Origin of the sequence: uncultured Tateyamaria sp. (assembly GCF_947487805.1) — a bacterium.
GTDB lineage: Bacteria > Pseudomonadota > Alphaproteobacteria > Rhodobacterales > Rhodobacteraceae > Tateyamaria.
This window is the reverse complement of the sequence record NZ_CANKXW010000007.1, coordinates 21,509-39,049: the sequence shown is the minus strand read 5'-3', so window position 1 is coordinate 39,049 and position 17,541 is coordinate 21,509. Positions and strand designations below refer to the sequence as shown.

Sequence of the window (17,541 nt, the reverse complement as noted above, 5' to 3'; positions counted from 1 at the left end):
TGAAATCGCTTCGAAATTTCACTTTATGTGAAATAGTTTTACATTTTTCCTTGCAACTTTCACGCAAACCCCCATCTTTTGTAATGTGAAGAGCATTCACATACACAGTTACAGCCACCGGGCCACCGCCCACCTCGAGAAAGGTTTGAAAATGACGTCCATGTCCACCACAGCCCCCGCCCCGCATACCGGTGGCGGTTGGTTTTCCAAGACCGAGCGTTGGCTTGATGAAAAGGGCAAAGGCGCCTGGATCGCGGCCATGGTCCTCGGCTTCATCTTCTTCTGGCCCGTTGGTCTGGCCCTTCTGTTCTACATGATCTGGAGCAAGCGCATGTTTTCGAAATCCTCCTCCCGCATGGTCAATCCGATGACAACCATGCGCACGACCGGCAACTCCGCCTTTGACGCCTACAAGGCCGATACGCTGCGCCGTCTGGAAGACGAGCAGCACAATTTCGAAGCCTTTCTCGAGCGTCTGCGCGAGGCCAAGGACAAATCGGAATTCGATCAGTTCATGGACGAGCGTGCCAAGGCCGCCAAATCCGAAGACTGATCGATCCCTCACCTGGCCCCGTTCCTGCGGGGCCAGGTCCCTGCCAAGACATTCCCGGAGTTTTCCCCCCGTGCACCTTGCCGATCCTTTGACACAGCCTCAGTTTTACCGCGACGTCGCCGCCAAGCGGTTTTTCGCATGGGTCATCGACATCATCATCGTCGCGCTGATGTGCGTTGTGGTGCTGCCCTTTACCGCTTTTCTGGCACTGTTTTTCTTTTTCGGGCTGATGGCCGTGGTTGGGTTTATCTACCGCACCGTGACCATTGCAACCCGTTCTGCGACCTGGGGCATGCGCCTGATGGCGATCGAATTGCGCGATGCAACGGGGGCACGTTTTGACCTCGGACAGGCCTTCCTGCACACGCTGGGCTACACCGTTAGCTGGGCGGTGGCGCCGTTGCAACTGATCTCGATCGTTCTGATGATGACCTCGAACCGCGGCCAGGGTCTGACGGACATGTTCATGGGCAGTGCGGCCCTGAACCGGCGCGCCGTCGCATAGGCGCGCTTCCGGACTTGCCACGACCGGCAGCCTTGCTATCATCTGCGCCAACCCGCACAGGATCGATATGCGCCACACGCTTCCCCTCGCTCCGCAGTTTTATGTGACTGCGCCACAACCCTGCCCGTATCTGGATGGCAGGATGGAGCGCAAGCTGTTCACGGCGCTGCAAGGCGAGAACTCGGAAAAGCTGAACAACAGCCTCAGCCAGCAAGGGTTTCGGCGGTCGCAAAACGTGCTCTACCGCCCCTCCTGCGCCGATTGCTCCGCCTGCCTGTCCGCACGGATCGACGTGGCGGCGTTCAAACCCACCAAGAGCCAGCGCCGCACGGTCAAACGCAACACGGACCTCGCGCGCCGGGCAACATCCCCCTGGGCGACCGAGGATCAATACGACCTCTTCCGCACCTATCTCGACAGCCGTCACGCCGATGGTGGCATGGCGGATATGGACGTGTTCGAATTTGCCGCAATGATCGAGGAAACCCCGATCCGCAGCCGCGTCATCGAATATACCAAGACGGACGGGTCAAAAGACCTGATCGGCGTCAGCCTGACGGATGTGCTCCAGGACGGGCTGAGCATGGTCTACAGCTTTTACGCCCCCGACATGCCCCGCCGGTCGCTGGGCACGCACATGATCCTTGACCATATCGAAATCGCGCGCGAGGCCGACCTGCCTTACGTCTATCTCGGCTACTGGGTGCCGGGCAGCCAGAAGATGGGGTACAAGGCCAAGTTCTCGGGCCTCGAGGTCTATCTCGGCGGGCGCTGGCAAAAAATGACGGACCCGCGGAATTTCCATCCCGACACGCACCCCCTGTCGACCGATCCCATCGCGGAACAGGTTGCAAACATCTCCCTGCCTGACACACGTCCCACCGCCTGACGGAGCCCTGCCGCTTCATTGTTCCGAAAATATGCTGGGGGAGTCCGCAGGACGGGGGCAAGGCCCCCTGACCATGTAACAAAGGCGGCCCCGGCGGGGCCGCCTTTTCATTTGGATCAACGGCGATCCGATCAGTTCGGGATCAGATCCGGCACCAGCGTGACAATGCCCGGGAACGTCCACAACAGTGCAAGCCCCGCCACCTGGATCAACACAAACGGGATGATCCCGCGATAGATGTGGCCGGTCGTGACCTCCTTGGGCGCCACCCCACGCAGGTAGAACAGCGCGAACCCGAAGGGCGGCGTCAGGAACGACGTCTGCAGGTTCACCGCGATCATGATCGTCACCCATTTGGGATCGAACGTGCCGCCATAGATGACCGGCCCCACGATCGGGATGACGATGTAGATGATCTCGAGGAAGTCCAGCACGAAGCCCAGGATGAACAGCACCAGCATCACGATCAGGAACACGGTGAATTCGTTGTCGAACGATTTCAGGAACTGCTGGATATAGTGCTCGCCACCAAAAGAGATGACCACGAGGTTCAAAAGCTGCGAACCGATCAGGATGGTAAAGACCATCGACGTCACCTTGGCCGTCTCGCGCACAACCGGAGCCAGCACGCCGCTGGTCCACAGGATATAGCAGCTGAACAGCAGGCCAAACAGCGCATAGAGATACGCGGCATAGGCTACGAAGAAGGCAAACCAGCTCTGTGCCGTGACGTTGTCCTGATTGATCCGCAGATCAAAATTCACGCCGATCAGGATACAGACCACGATGGCCAGGGTGGACCAGATGATCACTTTGGGGCTGCGGTCCATGTCGGTCAGCTTGCGATAGGCGGCGAGCATGATGGCGCCCCCTGCCCCAAGCGCCGCGGCGGGCGTCGGGTTGGTGATGCCACCCAGGATCGAACCCAGCACCGCGACGATCAAAACCAGCGGCGGGAACACCACGCGGATCAGCTCGTTCTGGGCGCAGCGTTTAATGCCTTCGACAACGCCGTACATGATCAAGGCAAAGGGGATGGCCATGATCGCCACATAGTAGCCAGCCGTGTTGAGCGGCCCGATCAGGATGATATCCGCCAAGAGCGCCAATACCACGCCGATCCCTCCGATCAGGAGCGGGCGCGCGTCCCGGCTGGGTGCTATGCCGCGTGCGGTGGTCAGGATCAGCCCCAGCAGGATCAACAGAACCGCCGTGCCCGTGCCGATGGGCGCCGCCTCGGCCACCTTGGCATCCACGGCTGCGGCAAACTCGTCTTCCGTCAGCCGCTCGGATTGCTGCACGCCACCGGCGGCTGCAATCTCTTCCTGTTGTGCCACAGCCGTGTCCCAGGCCTCTTGGCCGTGCAGCTCGATCATCGCGACCTTGCAGTCGTCGCTGACATTGGTCCGCAGGCTGGCCGCCGCACCGATGTCGGAGAAGGCCGACACGGTCGTGGACTGGTTGCCGACGATGTTCAGGTTGCCCAGCAGAATGGTTCCCACGATCATCAGAACGGGCGCGCCCAGAAACCATGTGAACCCTTCGGAGCGTGTGATGGGTTCGGCATTGGTCGTGCCCATTTCCACCGCCGGTGCCTTTTCGGGGTTCAGCATCGCGTAGCCAAAGGCATAAAGCGCATAGAGCAGCGCCAACAGGATGCCCGGCAACAGCGCCGCCTGGAACAGCGTGCCCACGGACACAACCGCAGGCTCGCCCAGATAGGTCAGTGCGTCGGTACAGCCAACCGACTGCGCCCGGGCCTCTTGTGCCGCGGAATAGAGATCCCCGGCAAGCGTACCCAGCAGAACGATCACGATGGAGGGCGGAATGATCTGCCCCAGCGTGCCAGAGGCCGCAATGACGCCCGTTGCAATCTCGGGCGAATAGTTGTTGCGCAGCATGGTCGGCAAAGCGAGCAGCCCCATGGTCACCACGGTCGCGCCCACGATGCCCGTGGACGCCGCCAGGAACGCGCCCACCACAACAATCGACACGGCCAAACCGCCCGGCAGCGGGCCAAAGACACGCGCCATGGTGGTCAGCAGGTCATTCGCAATCTTGGAGCGTTCCAGCGTGATGCCCATCAAGACGAACATCAGCACCGCGAGCAGCGTTTCAATCGACTGACCGGCCAGCACCCGTTCGTTCATGCGGTTCACGACAAAGGAGACGTTGCGGTCCAGTGCCACTTCCCAGCCCTTGGGAAAGACCGGTTCGCCGATGCGCGGCAGGTCGGGGTATCGGAAAACGCTGATACTGTCCGGCTTGATCCCGGAATTCACGAGGTCCCGGTAGGCCTGCGCGCTTTCGTCAATGGCCTGGTGGATCAGCAGGCCCGCACTGTCTAGGGCCGCGATGATGCCAAAGGAGATGACCCCGGCCCCGGCGATGGCAAAGGCCACCGGGAACCCGGAAAGGATGCCGCCAAAAAGGCAGACAAAGACGATGATCAGGCCAATTTCTACGCCATCAAGTCCAAACAACATTGTTCTGCCCTTACTTTTCTTTGGCTGCGTTCGCGATCTGCGCGTGGCAGATCATCATGTCGGAAAAACGCGTCATCAGTGTGTGCCCTCGTAGGCTTCTTCGCCCTCGCCCAGCGTGTCGCGGTCAAGATACTTGCCTTCGCTTTCGGGCCCTTCCTTCCACTCCAGGTAGGAGCGGTAGAAGAACGCGATGGCGTGCAGGAACACGAGGCCCGCGAATGCAACGAGGAGGATCTTGAACAGGAAGTAGCCGTTGAAGCCATTCGGGCTGAACCCGATGGTCTCGACGTTCCAGCGCACCGCGCGGGCCGAGCGTTCGGCACGCTCAAGGTCCCAGCTGGCGGCGGGTTTCGGTGTGACCAAGTGGCGCCAGAGGAAATACCAGCCGTACATCCAGATCAGCGTCGCAGATGGCAGCATGAACATGATGGAGCCGAACATGTCGATCATCCGCTTGGTGCGGAACTTCACGGCGGCATAGATGAGGTCAACGCGCACGTGACCGCCCTGCACGAATGTGTAGGTCACGCACATGCACACGACGAGCGCGTTATAAAGCTTCAGCTCCTCGGCGAACCAGGAAATGTCGAATTGCAGCGGGATGCCGAAACCGAAGGAGATATCGGGCCGGGTAAAGATACGCTGCATGAAGACAATGATGATCTGTTGCAGCACCATCAGGAGGCCAGCCCATGCAAAGAACCGTCCGGAGGTGTTGGCAATCGCCTCGAGGACGCGCACGCAGCCCCACATGAACTCGCGCCGCCAGATTCCGATGCCGGTGACGACCAGCAGAATGGCCAGCACTGCAAAGAAGAATTCCGTTGATCCGCCATAGTAGACGAATTTCATCAGGGACAGTTTGTCTTCGGGCGTGTTGTTCCAGCTGATCCAGTCCAGCCAGGCGGACGGATGCGTGATCGCGTACGCAATGTTGTAGAACGCCAGCCCAAGGCTTTGCACAAACCAGATGATACCCTCGAACAGAGCACCAAAGAAGCCGGTGCCAGCACCGCTTTCATTTTCCATCGAATTGCCCCCTGGTGAATTGCGGCCCCTTGGCGCGCAAAATCACGTCAGTTCATCGTATTGATCCGGGGGCCTCGCGGACGAGACCCCCGGTCGTAGTCGCAATGTCAGCGATCAGCCGCCCAGAACGCGGACGCGCTGTGCAACATAGTAGCCGTCGGACTTGTTGATCCAGCTGGCCGAGTTGGCGAGGCTTTCTTCGAACGATGCGCGTGTTTTCGCGAACAGCTCGTCGCCCATGTTCTCGTCCATGACCTCGGCAGAGGCGGCACCGAACGCATCCCAGACATCGTCCGAGAATTGCAGCGTTTTCACGCCCTGCTGTTGCAGACGCGCCAGAGCGGCACCGTTGTTGGCCAGCGTTTCGGACAGCTGCACGAACGTGGTCGCACGGCTGGCGTTCTGCAGGATCGCCTGGTGCTGTGGTGTCAGGTCGTTCCAGACGTCAAGGTTGACGTTGGCGGCCAGAGCCGAACCCGGCTCGTGGAAACCGGCGGTGTAGTACACCTTGGCAACTTCCTGGAAGCCGGCGCGTTCGTCAGCCATCGGGCCAACCCACTCCAGACCGTCCAGAGCACCCGAAGACAGGGCTTGGTACAGTTCGCCGCCAGGGATGTTCTGAACGGATGCGCCCAGTTTGCCCAGCACCTTGCCGCCCAGACCGGGCATACGGAACTTCAGACCGTTGAAATCGTCGGCCGAGTTGATCTCGTTGCGGAACCAGCCACCGGACTGCGAACCGGAGTTACCCGCCAGCAGGCCTTTGAGGTTGAAGATTTCGCCCAGCTCGTCGTGCAGCTCTTGGCCGCCGCCGTGCTCGTACCAGTTGGTGACTTCCTGCGCTGTGCCGCCGAAGGGCACGGCAGTGTAGTAGGCGTAGGCCGGGTGCTGACCGATGAAGTAGTAGTCAGCCGAGTGGTACATGTCGGCCTGGCCCGAGGACACGGCGTCGAACACTTCGAACGCGCCAACCAGTTCGCCCGGTGCTTTCTTGTCGATGGTCAGCTGACCATCGGACATCGCGGACACGAATTGCTCGAGGTAGCTTGCGGCGTCATCCAGAACCGCAAAGCCGCGGGGCCAGGATGTGACCATTGTCAGGGTACGCTTGCCTTGCGCATATGCGGGCGCGGCGAGTGTCGATGCGGCGGCTGCTGTGCCACCCAGTGCAGACGTCTTCAGAAAAGAACGACGATCCATAGAGATACTCCTCCCAGATGTGATGCCTGCCCCCTCCCGAGGTCAGGCGGATCGTTTCGAGTGTGGCCACACTAGCGATGGCCCCGGTTTAGGGAATACCTAGTACTGCGTAGAAAGCGGCCAAAAATCCGGCTCTGGTCAGAAAAACACACCAATTCAGGATTTTTTCACGAATATGTTTGACCTGTTAGCGCGACCAATTTCGGCCGCGGCCCTTTGATTCGCACCGCATTCGTCGTATCGAATCACCTGTGCTTTCGTTTCTGTCCCTCCCCCGGCTCAGCTATGGCCAGAAGCTGTCGCTTGTTGCGGCGGTGCCGATGGTGTTGGCCGTGGCCGCCATTGCGATCCTCGTGGCGTTCCAGTCGCGCGCGCTGGCCGAGCGCGAGATCCAGACGCTCGAGGCGCAGCTGATCGAGGCCAAGAAGCGCGAGTTGCGGAACTATGTCACGCAGGCGCGCAACGGGTTCTACTTTATCTACGGCTCTGCCGCGCCAGACGATCAGGAGGCGAAGGATCAGGTGGCACAGATCCTGTCGGCGATGATCTACGGGGACGAGGGGTTCTTCTTTGTCTACGATTACGACGGCACCAATCTGGTGAACCCGCGCCAGACCGAGATGATCAACCGCAACCATCTGGAGCTGACCGACAGCAGCGGCACGCCCGTGGTGGCCGAGTTGCTGAACATCGCGCGTCAGGGCGACGGGTACCTGACCCATCTGTGGCCCAAGCCGTCCAACGGACAAGAGGCCGAGATGATCACCTATGTTACGTCTTTTCCGTCGTGGCGGTGGGCGGTTGGAACGGGCGTGTTCATCGACGACGTGCTGACATCCGTGGCCGCGGCGCGCGCCGATGTGGAGGCGCGGGTGCAGCGCACGTTCTACTATATCTCCGCGATTACCCTCGCAGCGCTGCTTTTGGTGTTCGGTTCGGGCATGGCACTGAATTTCCGCGAACGGCGGCTGGCGGATGCCAAGCTCAAGAAGCTGACGCAGCGTGTGTTCGACGCGCAGGAAGAAGAGCGCGGGCGCGTGGCGCGCGAACTGCATGACGGGATCAGCCAGATCCTTGTTGGCGTCCGATATGCGCTCGACACCACGCGGCGGCGGCTGGACAAGGGCAGCGGCGATGCGGCCACCCCGCTGCATCAGGGCATCGACAACCTTGGCACCGCCATCGCCGAGGTCCGCCGCATCAGCCGCGATCTGCGCCCCGGCGCGTTGGACGATCTGGGTCTGGGGCCTGCACTCAAGGCTCTGGTGGAGGATTTTGCCGCGCGCACCGGCACGCAAACGGAATTCCAGACAGTCGTGTTCCGCAACCGTCTGGACCAGAACGCCAAGATTGCGCTTTACCGTATTGCCCAGGAGGCACTGACCAATATCGAACGCCATTCCGGCGCCAGCCACGTGTCGGTGGACCTGCGCGGGCACAAACGCGGCGCGACGCTGCGCATTGCCGATAACGGCAGCGGCGTGGACGCGACCCGACGCCGACGTTCGGCTGGAATCGGGCTGCGAAATATGCAAGAGCGCGTCGAACAACTGGACGGCACCCTGCGGATCCTTGCCGGGGTCGGCGGTTCGGCCGGTACGGTGATCGAGGCCACCGTGCCCCTGACCCACCTGTTGCCGCCCGAAGACAGCGTCGCCAAGAAGGAACAAGCCCGCGCATGACCCAATCCCGCCCCAACACGCCGATCCGCGTCCTGATCGTGGATGACCACCCTATGGTCGCCCAGGGCATTCAGGCCGTGTTGGAAGACCACCAGAACATCGAAGTCGTGGGCATGTTGCACAATGGGCGTGCGGCCATCGACATGCTGCCCCGCCTCGCCCCTGACGTGATCCTGATGGATCTGAACATGCCCGAAATGGGCGGGCTGACGGCTACGGAAATCGTTCTGGAACAAAGCCCTGGGACCCATGTTCTGATTCTGTCGATGCATGACAGCCCGGAATATATCTCCTCGGCGCTCAGCCACGGGGCGATGGGCTATGTGCTCAAGGACGTGCCCACGGACGAGATTGCCGAGGCGATCGAGACGGTGATGCGTGGCGAACGGTACCTGTGCACCGGCGCCGAGGGGGCGATTGCGCCGAAATCGGGCGACGTCCCCGGCGCGCTGACGGGGCGCGAACAGACGATCCTGCTGCAACTGGCGCAAGGTCTGTCCAACAAGGAAGTCGCCACAGCCCTCGATATCTCGGTCCGGACGGTCGAAACCCACCGCAAGAACATCAAGCGCAAGCTGGGCATTTCCTCGACCGCGGGCCTGACCCGTTACGCGCTGGAGCACGGGGTGCTGCAAGGCACTGGAAACGCGCTTTGACCGGTGTGGAATAACCCATTGTTCACACAGTTGTGAGAAGTGTCGGGCATGACGATGACCGTGCCTGTGCTGTCCCTGCCCGAGACGACCGAATCCGAGCTGTTTGCCCATCGGCGCAGCGCCATCGATCTGGTGGCGACGACGCGCGCACGAGCCATTCGATCCGCTCTTTTTGGTGCTTACCTGTTCCGCGCCAATCCTCTGGTTACCGACACGCAGGCGCAGCGTGCAGAATGGCGCAAGATCCTGCGTCTGCAATATGTCGCGCTGGACCGGGCCCGCGCACTCGTCAACGGTCATGACCCTGACGGGGTTGTGCCGCCTGACGTGTGCGCATGGATCGGGTCCCATGGTCGTGCAAATCCGACCCACGCGGCCGCGTTTCAGCAGATGGCGGATCTGACCGACACTGTGGTTCAGGCGGCCGAAGCGGATGACTTGCAGGCATTGCAGGCGGCCTTGACCGATCATTTTACCTTTGGCCGCAGCGGGTTCTTCGAGACGGTGACGGAATTCTGCGATGGTTTGTGGGCCGATCTGGACGCGCAGCGCCACGCTGATGTGGCGCAGGCACTGGCCACGGGAGAGGCGATTTCCAAAACGCTGACCCGGCTGGAACATATCGGCAAACACGTGCGGCTGGTGTCCATCAATGCCTCGGTGGAGGCATCGCGCGTGGGCGATGCGGGCCGCGGTCTGGGCGTCATCGCGATCGAGTTCAAGACACTGGCCGAAGAGATCCAGAGACTGGCTACAACGGCACGCAATGACATCTCGGCGATGACCAAACCTCACGGCCAATGACCCTCCAGAGGGCAGAACCGGTCCAAATTTTCAATATCTGTCCAAATTTCACGCACTCACGAAAGAATATGTCGCGTTTTTTGCCCCTCACGACACTTTTTTCGTGGCTTTGCCTGTTGACGCCCCTTTTGCGCCGCCATAGTGTCGCGCAACGCAAGAGAAAGACCTGGAAGCAATGACAGAGCTAGTCGTCATCGTAGGACACACGCGCATGGGCCGGTAACGGATATCCAAACCAAGACCCATGCGCCCCCGAATTCCGGGGGTTTTTTTATGCGCATTGAACAGACACCGCCAAACTGGAGCACGCGGACATGACACGTCAAATGACCGGAGCGAAAATGGTCGTCCAAGCCCTCATCGATCAGGGTGTAGACACAGTATTCGGGTATCCCGGTGGCGCCGTGCTACCGATTTATGACGAGGTTTTTCAGCAAAACTCGATCAAGCACATCCTTGTTCGCCACGAACAGGGGGCGGTTCACGCCGCCGAAGGGTACGCCCGCGCGACCGGCAAGCCCGGCGTGTGCCTCGTGACCTCCGGCCCCGGTGCAACCAATGCGGTGACCGGCCTGACCGACGCGTTGATGGACAGCATTCCGATCATCGTTCTGACCGGCCAAGTGCCTACGTTCATGATCGGCTCGGACGCGTTTCAGGAGGCTGACACCGTTGGCATCACGCGGCCCTGCACCAAACACAACTGGCTGGTCAAGGAGACCGACAAGCTGTCCGAAGTGATGCACGAGGCGTTCCATGTGGCAACCTCGGGCCGCCCCGGCCCCGTGCTGATCGACATCCCCAAGGATGTGCAGTTTGCTACCGGATCCTACCATGCGCCCAAACCGTCGACCTCGCATTATCAACCGCAGGTCAAGGGCGAAATGGAGGCCATCACCGAGCTTGTGGCGGCCCTGGAAACTGCCAAGCGCCCGATCTTCTACACCGGTGGCGGCGTGATCAACTCCGGCCCCGGCGCCAGCCAGTTGCTGCGCGAGCTGGTGGAGGCGACAGGCTTTCCCATCACCTCCACGTTGATGGGGTTGGGATGTTATCCGGCCTCGGGCGACAAGTGGCTGGGCATGCTGGGCATGCACGGACTCTATGAGGCGAACATGGCGATGCACGATTGCGATCTGATGATCAATATCGGCGCACGGTTCGACGACCGGATCACCGGCCGCATTGACGCGTTCAGCCCCAAGTCGAAAAAGGCGCATATCGACATCGACCCGTCCTCGATCAACAAGGTGATCAAGGCGGACATCCCGATTGTCGGCGATGTGGGCCACGTCCTCGAAGACATTCTGAAGGTCTGGAAGTCGCGCGGCCGCAAGACCAACAGCGAGGCGGTTGCCAAGTGGTGGCGTCAGATCGAAGAGTGGAAGCAGGTCGATTGCCTCAAGTTCAAGCAGGAAGGCAAGGTGATCAAACCGCAATACGCCCTCGCACGGCTTGAGGCGCTGACCAAGGATCACGACCGTTACATCTGCACCGAAGTGGGCCAGCACCAGATGTGGGCGGCACAGTATCTCGGGTTCGAGGATCCCAATCGCTGGATGACGTCCGGCGGTCTGGGCACGATGGGTTACGGTTTCCCGGCCTCGATTGGCGTGCAGATGGGCCACCCCGATGCGCTGGTTATAAACGTCGCCGGAGAGGCGTCGTGGCTGATGAACATGCAGGAATTGGGAACGGCGATGCAGTTCAACCTGCCCGTCAAGCAGTTTATCCTGAACAACGAACGCCTCGGCATGGTGCGCCAGTGGCAGGAACTCTTGCACGGCGAGCGGTATTCGCATTCGTGGTCCGAAAGCCTGCCCGATTTCGTGAAACTGGCCGAAGCGTTTGGCGCCAAGGGTATCATCTGCTCCGACCCCGCCGATCTGGACGACGCGATCATGGAGATGATCAACCACGACGGTCCGGTGTTGTTCGACTGTCTGGTGGAAAAGCACGAAAATTGCTTCCCCATGATCCCGTCGGGCAAGGCGCACAACGAAATGCTTCTGGGCGAAGCGGAAACCCAAGGCGTGATCGACGCCAAGGGCTCGGTTCTGGTTTAAGGATAGGTCTGATGTCAGCACTAAAACTCAAAAAAGGCTCCACCAGCCACTCCGCTTATAACCTACGCCCCACGTTTTCGGACGTCGTGGAAAAACACACCCTCGCCGTTCTGGTGGAAAACGAACCAGGGGTTCTGGCGCGGGTGATCGGGCTGTTCTCAGGGCGTGGCTACAACATCGAAAGCCTGACCGTTGCTGAGGTGGACCATCAGGGGCACCTGTCCCGCATCACCATCGTCACGACCGGCACGCCGCAGGTCATCGAACAGATCAAAGCACAGTTGGGGCGGATCGTGTCCGTCCACGAGGTGCACGACCTGACCGTCGAAGGGCCTTCGGTTGAGCGGGAGCTGGCCATGTTCAAGGTTTCGGGCAAGGGCGACAAGCGGGTCGAAGCGTTGCGTCTGGCGGATATTTTCCGGGCCAACGTGGTCGACAGCACGCTGGAGACATTCGTGTTCGAGATCACGGGCGCGCCGGAAAAGATCGACGCCTTTGCCGACCTGATGCGCCCCCTCGGCCTGACCGAAGTGGCGCGCACGGGCGTCGCCGCCCTGCCGCGGGGCGATTAACGAAACGGCGCGTCGGGCTGCAACAGGCGCTGGTGAAAGGGCAACAGCCCCTCGATCCCGCAATAGCCGCCCGACTTCGACGCCGCCTTGGCCCGGCCAATATCCTGGCCAAGGTGCTCGTAGACCATGCGCACCACCCTCTCCGCGTCCGGCAGGTCGCGGACGGTGCGGGCGACATATCCCACCCAGTAATTGTTCTCGAAGGATGTGATCCGGCTGAGGAAATTGAACGACGCGGTCATCGCGCCCTTGCGCGAGATCATCGCCGATACGCCGTCTTCGTGGCGGATGATGAGGCCGCGGAACTCGCGGGCACTGCTGCCCTGCCCCAGCCCCTGCGCCTCCATCGCGGCGCGCGCCTCGTAGCCCCGGACATAGGTGGCGTCACCCTCGCGGAAAACCCAGACCAGGCCCACGACAAACCGGTTGCTGTCCAGAAAACTGCGGCGCGAAAACCGGTAAAAGCCCGACGGAAACGTACTTTCGGTCACGGTCTTGACACCCGCACCGATGAAATCCTTGAGAATGGGGCCGTTGATTGCGTCGGTGCCGGACATGATCGACGCAACAGGTTCAAGCAGAACACGCGCGTCCACGTCAAAAAAGGCGCAAATCCGCGCCAACACGTCGGGTCGGGGGAAACTTTCGCCCGACAAATAGCGGTTGAACTGGGTTCGGTTGATCCCAAGCTGCCGCGACAGTTCAGACACGGACGGGTACGCCTGGGCGAGAATCCGCAAATTCTCGCCAAACATACTGCGTAACTCCGCCGGTGATCTGCGTGTTTCCGCCATTTCTTTCTCTTTTCAGAACGTAATCAATCGGAGTGGAATTCGTAAAGTGATCATGATTACAGGTCTTTTTCGGCATCTTGACGCTATATCGCGTCACACATGACGCCAAAATGCACCCGGACGATACTCTTATGGACACAAAATGCAAGCGTACGTTGCCGACTTTACCATGTATTACATGTCTATAATTGAGTTTGATGATACCCGACCAACTTTGGGTAGAAAAATGATTGGTGTTATTCTCTGGAGCGATGCGGCCGACCAAAAGGCCGTTATTTGGTGTGAAGACCAAGGCGATCTTGCGTTTCTGGCCAACCCGGAACCGCAAGCGCAATGCGACGCGTTTTTCGCCGTCGGTGACGTGGTTGAGTTCGACGTCCAAACCGACCGGAATATGCGGTTGGCCAACAACGCGATACGCGTCAGGCAAAACCAAGGGCCGACACTCACGGATGGTCTTTTGACACTTGCGGGTGAAAGTCCGGCGGAAATGACGGAAACGGCAGAGATTATCCCGTTCCGTATCGATCACGCCACCCGCCCGCTGCCCGGCGCACTCCCTCAACAACAGCGGCGCGGCTGACAGACAGAGCCGGCACCTTGGGGTGTCGGCCACAGGCAAATCCAGTCGAAAACGCGCATGCGGGCCGTTCGGCAATCTGTATCCTTTGGCAGAGCTTGCTGGAGAACATGATGGACCGGACAGACCTGAGCGCGGTGCGCCAACCGATTTCGACCGCCAATGGATTGCCCAACGCGCATTACATCGATGCCGGTGTCTATGCCGAGGAACGCGAGGCGCTGCTGATGTCGGGCTGGTCCGGCCTTGGTGTGGCCGCGGATGTGCCGGAAATCGGCGATGCGGTGCCTGTCACCTTTTTGGACATTCCCCTGCTGATGATCCGGGACAAATCCGGCACGGTGCGCGTGTTCCAGAACATCTGCCGCCACCGCGGCATGATCCTTGTCGATGCACCCCGCAAGATCGAAGGGGCAATCCGCTGCCCCTATCACAGCTGGTGCTATTCCACAGAGGGGCGGCTTGTCTCCACCCCGCATGTGGGCGGACCGGGTCAGAACACAGCCGACGGTATCGACCGCGGTCTGCTGGGTCTGATCGAGGTGCGCAGCCATATCTGGCTGGACGTTGTGTGGATCAACCTGTCGGGCGACGCGCCGGATTTCGAGACGGCGAATGCCACCCTGTTGGCACGTTGGGCCGAGTTCGACAAACCCGTTTATCACGGCGGCGCAGACAGCCGGTTCGAGCTGACCGTCAATTGCAACTGGAAGCTGGCGGTCGAGAACTATTGCGAAAGCTACCACCTGCCTTGGGTGCATCCCGGACTGAACAGCTATTCCCGGCTGGAGGATCACTACCATATCGAGGAACCGGGCCTGTTTTCCGGACAGGGCACGTGGGTGTACCGCCAGTTGCAAGGGAAGGATGGCGCGCGGTTTCCGGATTTCGACGGGCTGGGCGAAATGTGGGACACGGCGGCGGAGTACATCTCCGCCTTCCCTAATGTTCTGCTAGGCGTCCACCGGGATCACACCTTTGCCATCGTTCTGGTACCGAACGGCCCAGAGCAGACGACGGAGCACGTGCATCTTTACTATGCGCAGCCTGAGACAGACGCCGATCTGCGCGCCCGCAACACCGCGCAGTGGAAGACCGTATTCGAAGAGGACATCTTTGTCGTCGAGGGCATGCAGCGCGGGCGCCACGCGCCGATGTTCGACGGAGGCCGGTTTTCGCCCGCAATGGACAGCCCCACGCATCTGTTCCACGACTGGGTGGCCGAACGTATGTGCGCATCCCGCGCGCGCGCGCAGGCGGCGGAATGACGGATCTGGATGCGCGGTTGCTGGCCGCGCATACCGAACATGACCACGCGGCGCTTGTGGCCCTCTATAACGAGGCGGCGCAGGCGGCAGAGACCGACGATGCCCGCGGCTTCTTTCTGACGCACGCCTATGTCTTTGCGCTCGAGACTGGCGACGCGCGCGCCACAGCGCTCCATGCGGAACTGGTGGCGATGGGGCGTGACAGCGCGGTCTAGCGCGCGCCCGACGCCATCTGGGCGTAGACGTGCCACGATGCGTGGCCCAGCCATGGCAGCACCACGACCAGCCCGATCAAGCCCGGCAGCATCGCCAGAAACACCAGCGCGACGATGACCGCGGCCCAGCCCAGCATCGGCCCCGGATGCGCCTGCACATGGGCCGCACTGCCCAGAATGGCGGTCATGTAATCCACCTCGCGCGCAAGCAGCATCGGCAGGCCCAGCACGCAGATCGCAAAAAAGACCAAGGCAAACACCGCCCCCACCGCAGACCCCAAGGCCAGCATCATCAGCCCATCCGCGGTCAGGAACACTTCAAGCGACGTGGTCACGTTCACCATCGGCTTCAGACCCAGAAACAGGGCAAAGATCATATGCCCCAGAAAGAACCAGAACAGGAGCGCCACCACCATCAGCATCGACAGCCACGGCAGCTGACCGCCCCGCGTCCGCCACAACCGGCCGAGAACGGTGCCCGCATCCGCCGGCAGCCCTGCCCCGATCCGGCGCGACACCTCATATGTGCCTAAGGCGCACAAGGGCGCGATCAGCGGAAACCCGAACACGGCAAGGATCAACCAGAACGTATGCCCGGCCCACACGGTCAGCGCAAAAAGCATCCAACCAGCGGCCACGGCACCACCCCCCGTCAACAGACCAAAGCCCGGGGCCGCGCGGAAATCCCGCCACCCTGCGCGAAGGGCATGGGCGATGAACCCCGTGGGCGGCGGCGTCAGCGAAGGCATCCCGGTGGGCATCTGGGACGGATGAGCAACGCGCGCGGTCATGGGCTGGTCCTCCTCAGGTCAGCGTAGGGCGCCTTTGGTCCGGCCACCCGGTCGCATCATGCCATGCCGCGGCCAATTGCAGCAACTTTGCATCGCTGCCGCGCCGTCCGATCAGTTGCAGGCCCATCGGCAGGTCATGCCCCCCGCCAAAGCCCACGGGCACGTTGACCACCGGCAGGCCCAACAGACTGGCCGCGATCACGACCTCCATCCAGCGGTGATAGGTGTCCATGCCCTGCCCCGCCACTTCGCGCGGCCAATCGATGTCCGCATCAAACGGCCACATCTGTGCCGAGGGCAGTGCCAGCACGTCATAGGTGTCAAAAAGCGTCGCCGCCGCCCGGAACCACTGCGACCGCAGGGTGCTGGCCTCGTTGACCTGCATGGCCGACAGGGCCAACCCGCGTTCAATTTCCCAGATGGCCGTGTCCTTGAGCCCATCGCGCAGCGCCGTATCCGCATGGATCGGGCCCAGGCCACAGGCCACGGACCAACTGCGCAGGGTGATCCAGGACGACCAGATCGCATCGCGGTCAAAAGGCGCATTCAACACATCCACCGCAACGCCCAGCCCTTCCATCTGGCGCAGAGCGTGGTCGCAGATGTCGAGAATACCCGCCTCCATCGGCAACGCCCCACCCCAGTCGCCCAGCCAGCCCAGCCGCAGCCCCTCGGACCGGGCCTGCAACCGCGGCAGAACGGGCGGCAAGGCAAACCCGTGCGGCTGACGTGGATCGCCGCCCGCCATGGTGTCCAGCAAGGCCGCCAGATCCCGCGGGTTGCGCGCCATCGGGCCATTGGTCGCCAGTTGATGCAAGAAACTGTCGCCCTGCGGCTCTGACGGCACCAGCCCCCAACTGGGCCGCATGCCATAGACGTTGTTCCACGCCGCCGGGTTGCGCAACGACCCCATCATGTCAGAGCCGTCCGCCACGCTCAGCATGCCGGTGGCCAGCGCAGCCCCCGCCCCGCCCGACGATCCACCCGCGCTGCGGCTGGTGTCGTAGGGGTTGCGCGTCACGCCAAAGACCGGGTTGAAACTGTGCGAACCGAGCCCGAATTCGGGGGTGTTCGTCTTGCCAATGACAATCGCACCCGCCGCGCGCATCCGCGCGACCGCGATATCGTCCTGTGCCGCGATCTGCCCCTTGAACAGCGGCGATCCCATGGACGTGGGCAGACCGGCCGCATTTGCCAGATCCTTGACCGCAATCGGAATGCCATGAAGCCACCCGGCGGGCGGGCGGGTATCGGCGGCGCGCGCCTCCGCCATCAATTCATCCGGATCGCGCAGGGACACGATGGCATTGACCTGACCATTGACCGCCGCGATCCGTGCCAGCGTTTCGGCCATCACCTCTTCGGCACCCAAGGTGCCCGCATCCATCTGCGATCTCAGCTCCAGCGCACCTGCATCGATCATACCCGCCCCCTCGCGTTGCTCTGCGGCG

At 61.4% G+C, this 17,541-nt stretch carries 17 protein-coding genes; 11 read left to right on the top strand and 6 right to left on the bottom strand.

Annotated features, from left to right (window positions below; translation table 11 throughout):
* Nucleotides 1-151: 151 nt before the first annotated feature.
* The 3 genes from Q0949_RS15895 (at nucleotide 152) to Q0949_RS15885 (ending at nucleotide 1,947) form a co-directional block, all read left to right on the top strand.
* Nucleotides 152-553: a DUF2852 domain-containing protein gene (locus Q0949_RS15895; protein WP_299374415.1), complete on the top strand. Its 402-nt coding sequence runs from the start codon at nucleotides 152-154 to the stop codon at nucleotides 551-553.
* Nucleotides 554-623: 70 nt separating this feature from the next.
* Nucleotides 624-1,058, top strand: coding sequence for an RDD family protein (locus Q0949_RS15890; protein ID WP_299374413.1), 435 nt, complete (start codon nucleotides 624-626; stop codon nucleotides 1,056-1,058).
* Between the two features lie 67 nt (nucleotides 1,059-1,125).
* Complete coding sequence (locus tag Q0949_RS15885) at nucleotides 1,126-1,947, top strand: arginyltransferase (protein WP_299374411.1); 822 nt, start codon at nucleotides 1,126-1,128, stop codon at nucleotides 1,945-1,947.
* A 131-nt stretch (nucleotides 1,948-2,078) separates the two neighbouring features.
* On the opposite strand, the gene Q0949_RS15880 is transcribed toward Q0949_RS15885, so the two are convergent.
* The 3 genes from Q0949_RS15880 to Q0949_RS15870 form a co-directional block, all read right to left on the bottom strand.
* Entirely contained in the window at nucleotides 2,079-4,433 is a 2,355-nt protein-coding gene (locus tag Q0949_RS15880; protein ID WP_299374409.1) for a TRAP transporter large permease subunit, read from the bottom strand.
* 75 nt (nucleotides 4,434-4,508) lie between these two features.
* A complete protein-coding gene (locus Q0949_RS15875; RefSeq protein ID WP_299374407.1) occupies nucleotides 4,509-5,462 on the bottom strand; it encodes a C4-dicarboxylate ABC transporter permease in 954 nt (317 codons plus the stop codon).
* A gap of 114 nt (nucleotides 5,463-5,576) precedes the next feature.
* Nucleotides 5,577-6,662, bottom strand: a complete 1,086-nt coding sequence (locus tag Q0949_RS15870; RefSeq protein WP_299374404.1) for a TRAP transporter substrate-binding protein — start codon at nucleotides 6,660-6,662, stop codon at nucleotides 5,577-5,579.
* A 251-nt stretch (nucleotides 6,663-6,913) separates the two neighbouring features.
* Between Q0949_RS15870 and Q0949_RS15865 the strand changes: the two genes are divergently transcribed.
* The 5 genes from Q0949_RS15865 (at nucleotide 6,914) to ilvN (ending at nucleotide 12,442) form a co-directional block, all read left to right on the top strand.
* Nucleotides 6,914-8,344, top strand: coding sequence for a cache domain-containing protein (locus Q0949_RS15865; RefSeq protein ID WP_299374401.1), 1,431 nt, complete (start codon nucleotides 6,914-6,916; stop codon nucleotides 8,342-8,344).
* Complete coding sequence (locus Q0949_RS15860; RefSeq protein WP_299374398.1) at nucleotides 8,341-9,000, top strand: response regulator transcription factor; 660 nt, start codon at nucleotides 8,341-8,343, stop codon at nucleotides 8,998-9,000. The genes Q0949_RS15865 and Q0949_RS15860 overlap by 4 nt, the downstream gene beginning before the upstream one ends.
* 48 nt (nucleotides 9,001-9,048) lie before the next feature.
* Nucleotides 9,049-9,804: a methyl-accepting chemotaxis protein gene (locus Q0949_RS15855; protein WP_299374395.1), complete on the top strand. Its 756-nt coding sequence runs from the start codon at nucleotides 9,049-9,051 to the stop codon at nucleotides 9,802-9,804.
* Between the two features lie 314 nt (nucleotides 9,805-10,118).
* Entirely contained in the window at nucleotides 10,119-11,870 is a 1,752-nt protein-coding gene (locus Q0949_RS15850; protein ID WP_299374392.1) for an acetolactate synthase 3 large subunit, read from the top strand.
* 11 nt (nucleotides 11,871-11,881) lie between these two features.
* On the top strand, nucleotides 11,882-12,442 hold the full coding sequence (ilvN, locus tag Q0949_RS15845) for an acetolactate synthase small subunit (protein WP_299374389.1): 561 nt from the start codon (nucleotides 11,882-11,884) through the stop codon (nucleotides 12,440-12,442).
* On the opposite strand, the gene Q0949_RS15840 is transcribed toward ilvN, so the two are convergent.
* Nucleotides 12,439-13,197, bottom strand: a complete 759-nt coding sequence (locus tag Q0949_RS15840; protein ID WP_299374386.1) for a helix-turn-helix transcriptional regulator — start codon at nucleotides 13,195-13,197, stop codon at nucleotides 12,439-12,441. The two genes, ilvN and Q0949_RS15840, sit on opposite strands and share 4 nt — an antisense overlap.
* 181 nt (nucleotides 13,198-13,378) lie before the next feature.
* On the opposite strand from Q0949_RS15840, the gene Q0949_RS15835 reads away from it, so the two are divergent.
* From Q0949_RS15835 to Q0949_RS15825, 3 genes are all read left to right on the top strand, one after another.
* A complete protein-coding gene (locus tag Q0949_RS15835; protein WP_299374384.1) occupies nucleotides 13,379-13,819 on the top strand; it encodes a hypothetical protein in 441 nt (146 codons plus the stop codon).
* 107 nt (nucleotides 13,820-13,926) lie between these two features.
* Nucleotides 13,927-15,084: an aromatic ring-hydroxylating dioxygenase subunit alpha gene (locus Q0949_RS15830; RefSeq protein ID WP_299374381.1), complete on the top strand. Its 1,158-nt coding sequence runs from the start codon at nucleotides 13,927-13,929 to the stop codon at nucleotides 15,082-15,084.
* Nucleotides 15,081-15,299, top strand: a complete 219-nt coding sequence (locus tag Q0949_RS15825) for a hypothetical protein (protein ID WP_299374378.1) — start codon at nucleotides 15,081-15,083, stop codon at nucleotides 15,297-15,299. The genes Q0949_RS15830 and Q0949_RS15825 overlap by 4 nt, the downstream gene beginning before the upstream one ends.
* Here the strand turns inward: Q0949_RS15825 and Q0949_RS15820 are convergent.
* Together Q0949_RS15820 and Q0949_RS15815 are read right to left on the bottom strand one after the other, a co-directional pair.
* The gene (locus Q0949_RS15820; protein WP_299374375.1) at nucleotides 15,296-16,090 is read right to left on the bottom strand and encodes a DUF2189 domain-containing protein; all 795 of its coding nucleotides are present in this window, start codon (nucleotides 16,088-16,090) and stop codon (nucleotides 15,296-15,298) included. The genes Q0949_RS15825 and Q0949_RS15820 overlap by 4 nt on opposite strands.
* 13 nt (nucleotides 16,091-16,103) lie before the next feature.
* Nucleotides 16,104-17,513 carry an amidase gene (locus tag Q0949_RS15815; RefSeq protein ID WP_299374372.1) on the bottom strand — a complete coding sequence of 470 codons (1,410 nt, stop codon included), beginning with the start codon at nucleotides 17,511-17,513 and terminating at the stop codon, nucleotides 16,104-16,106.
* Between the last annotated feature and the right edge of the window lie 28 nt (nucleotides 17,514-17,541).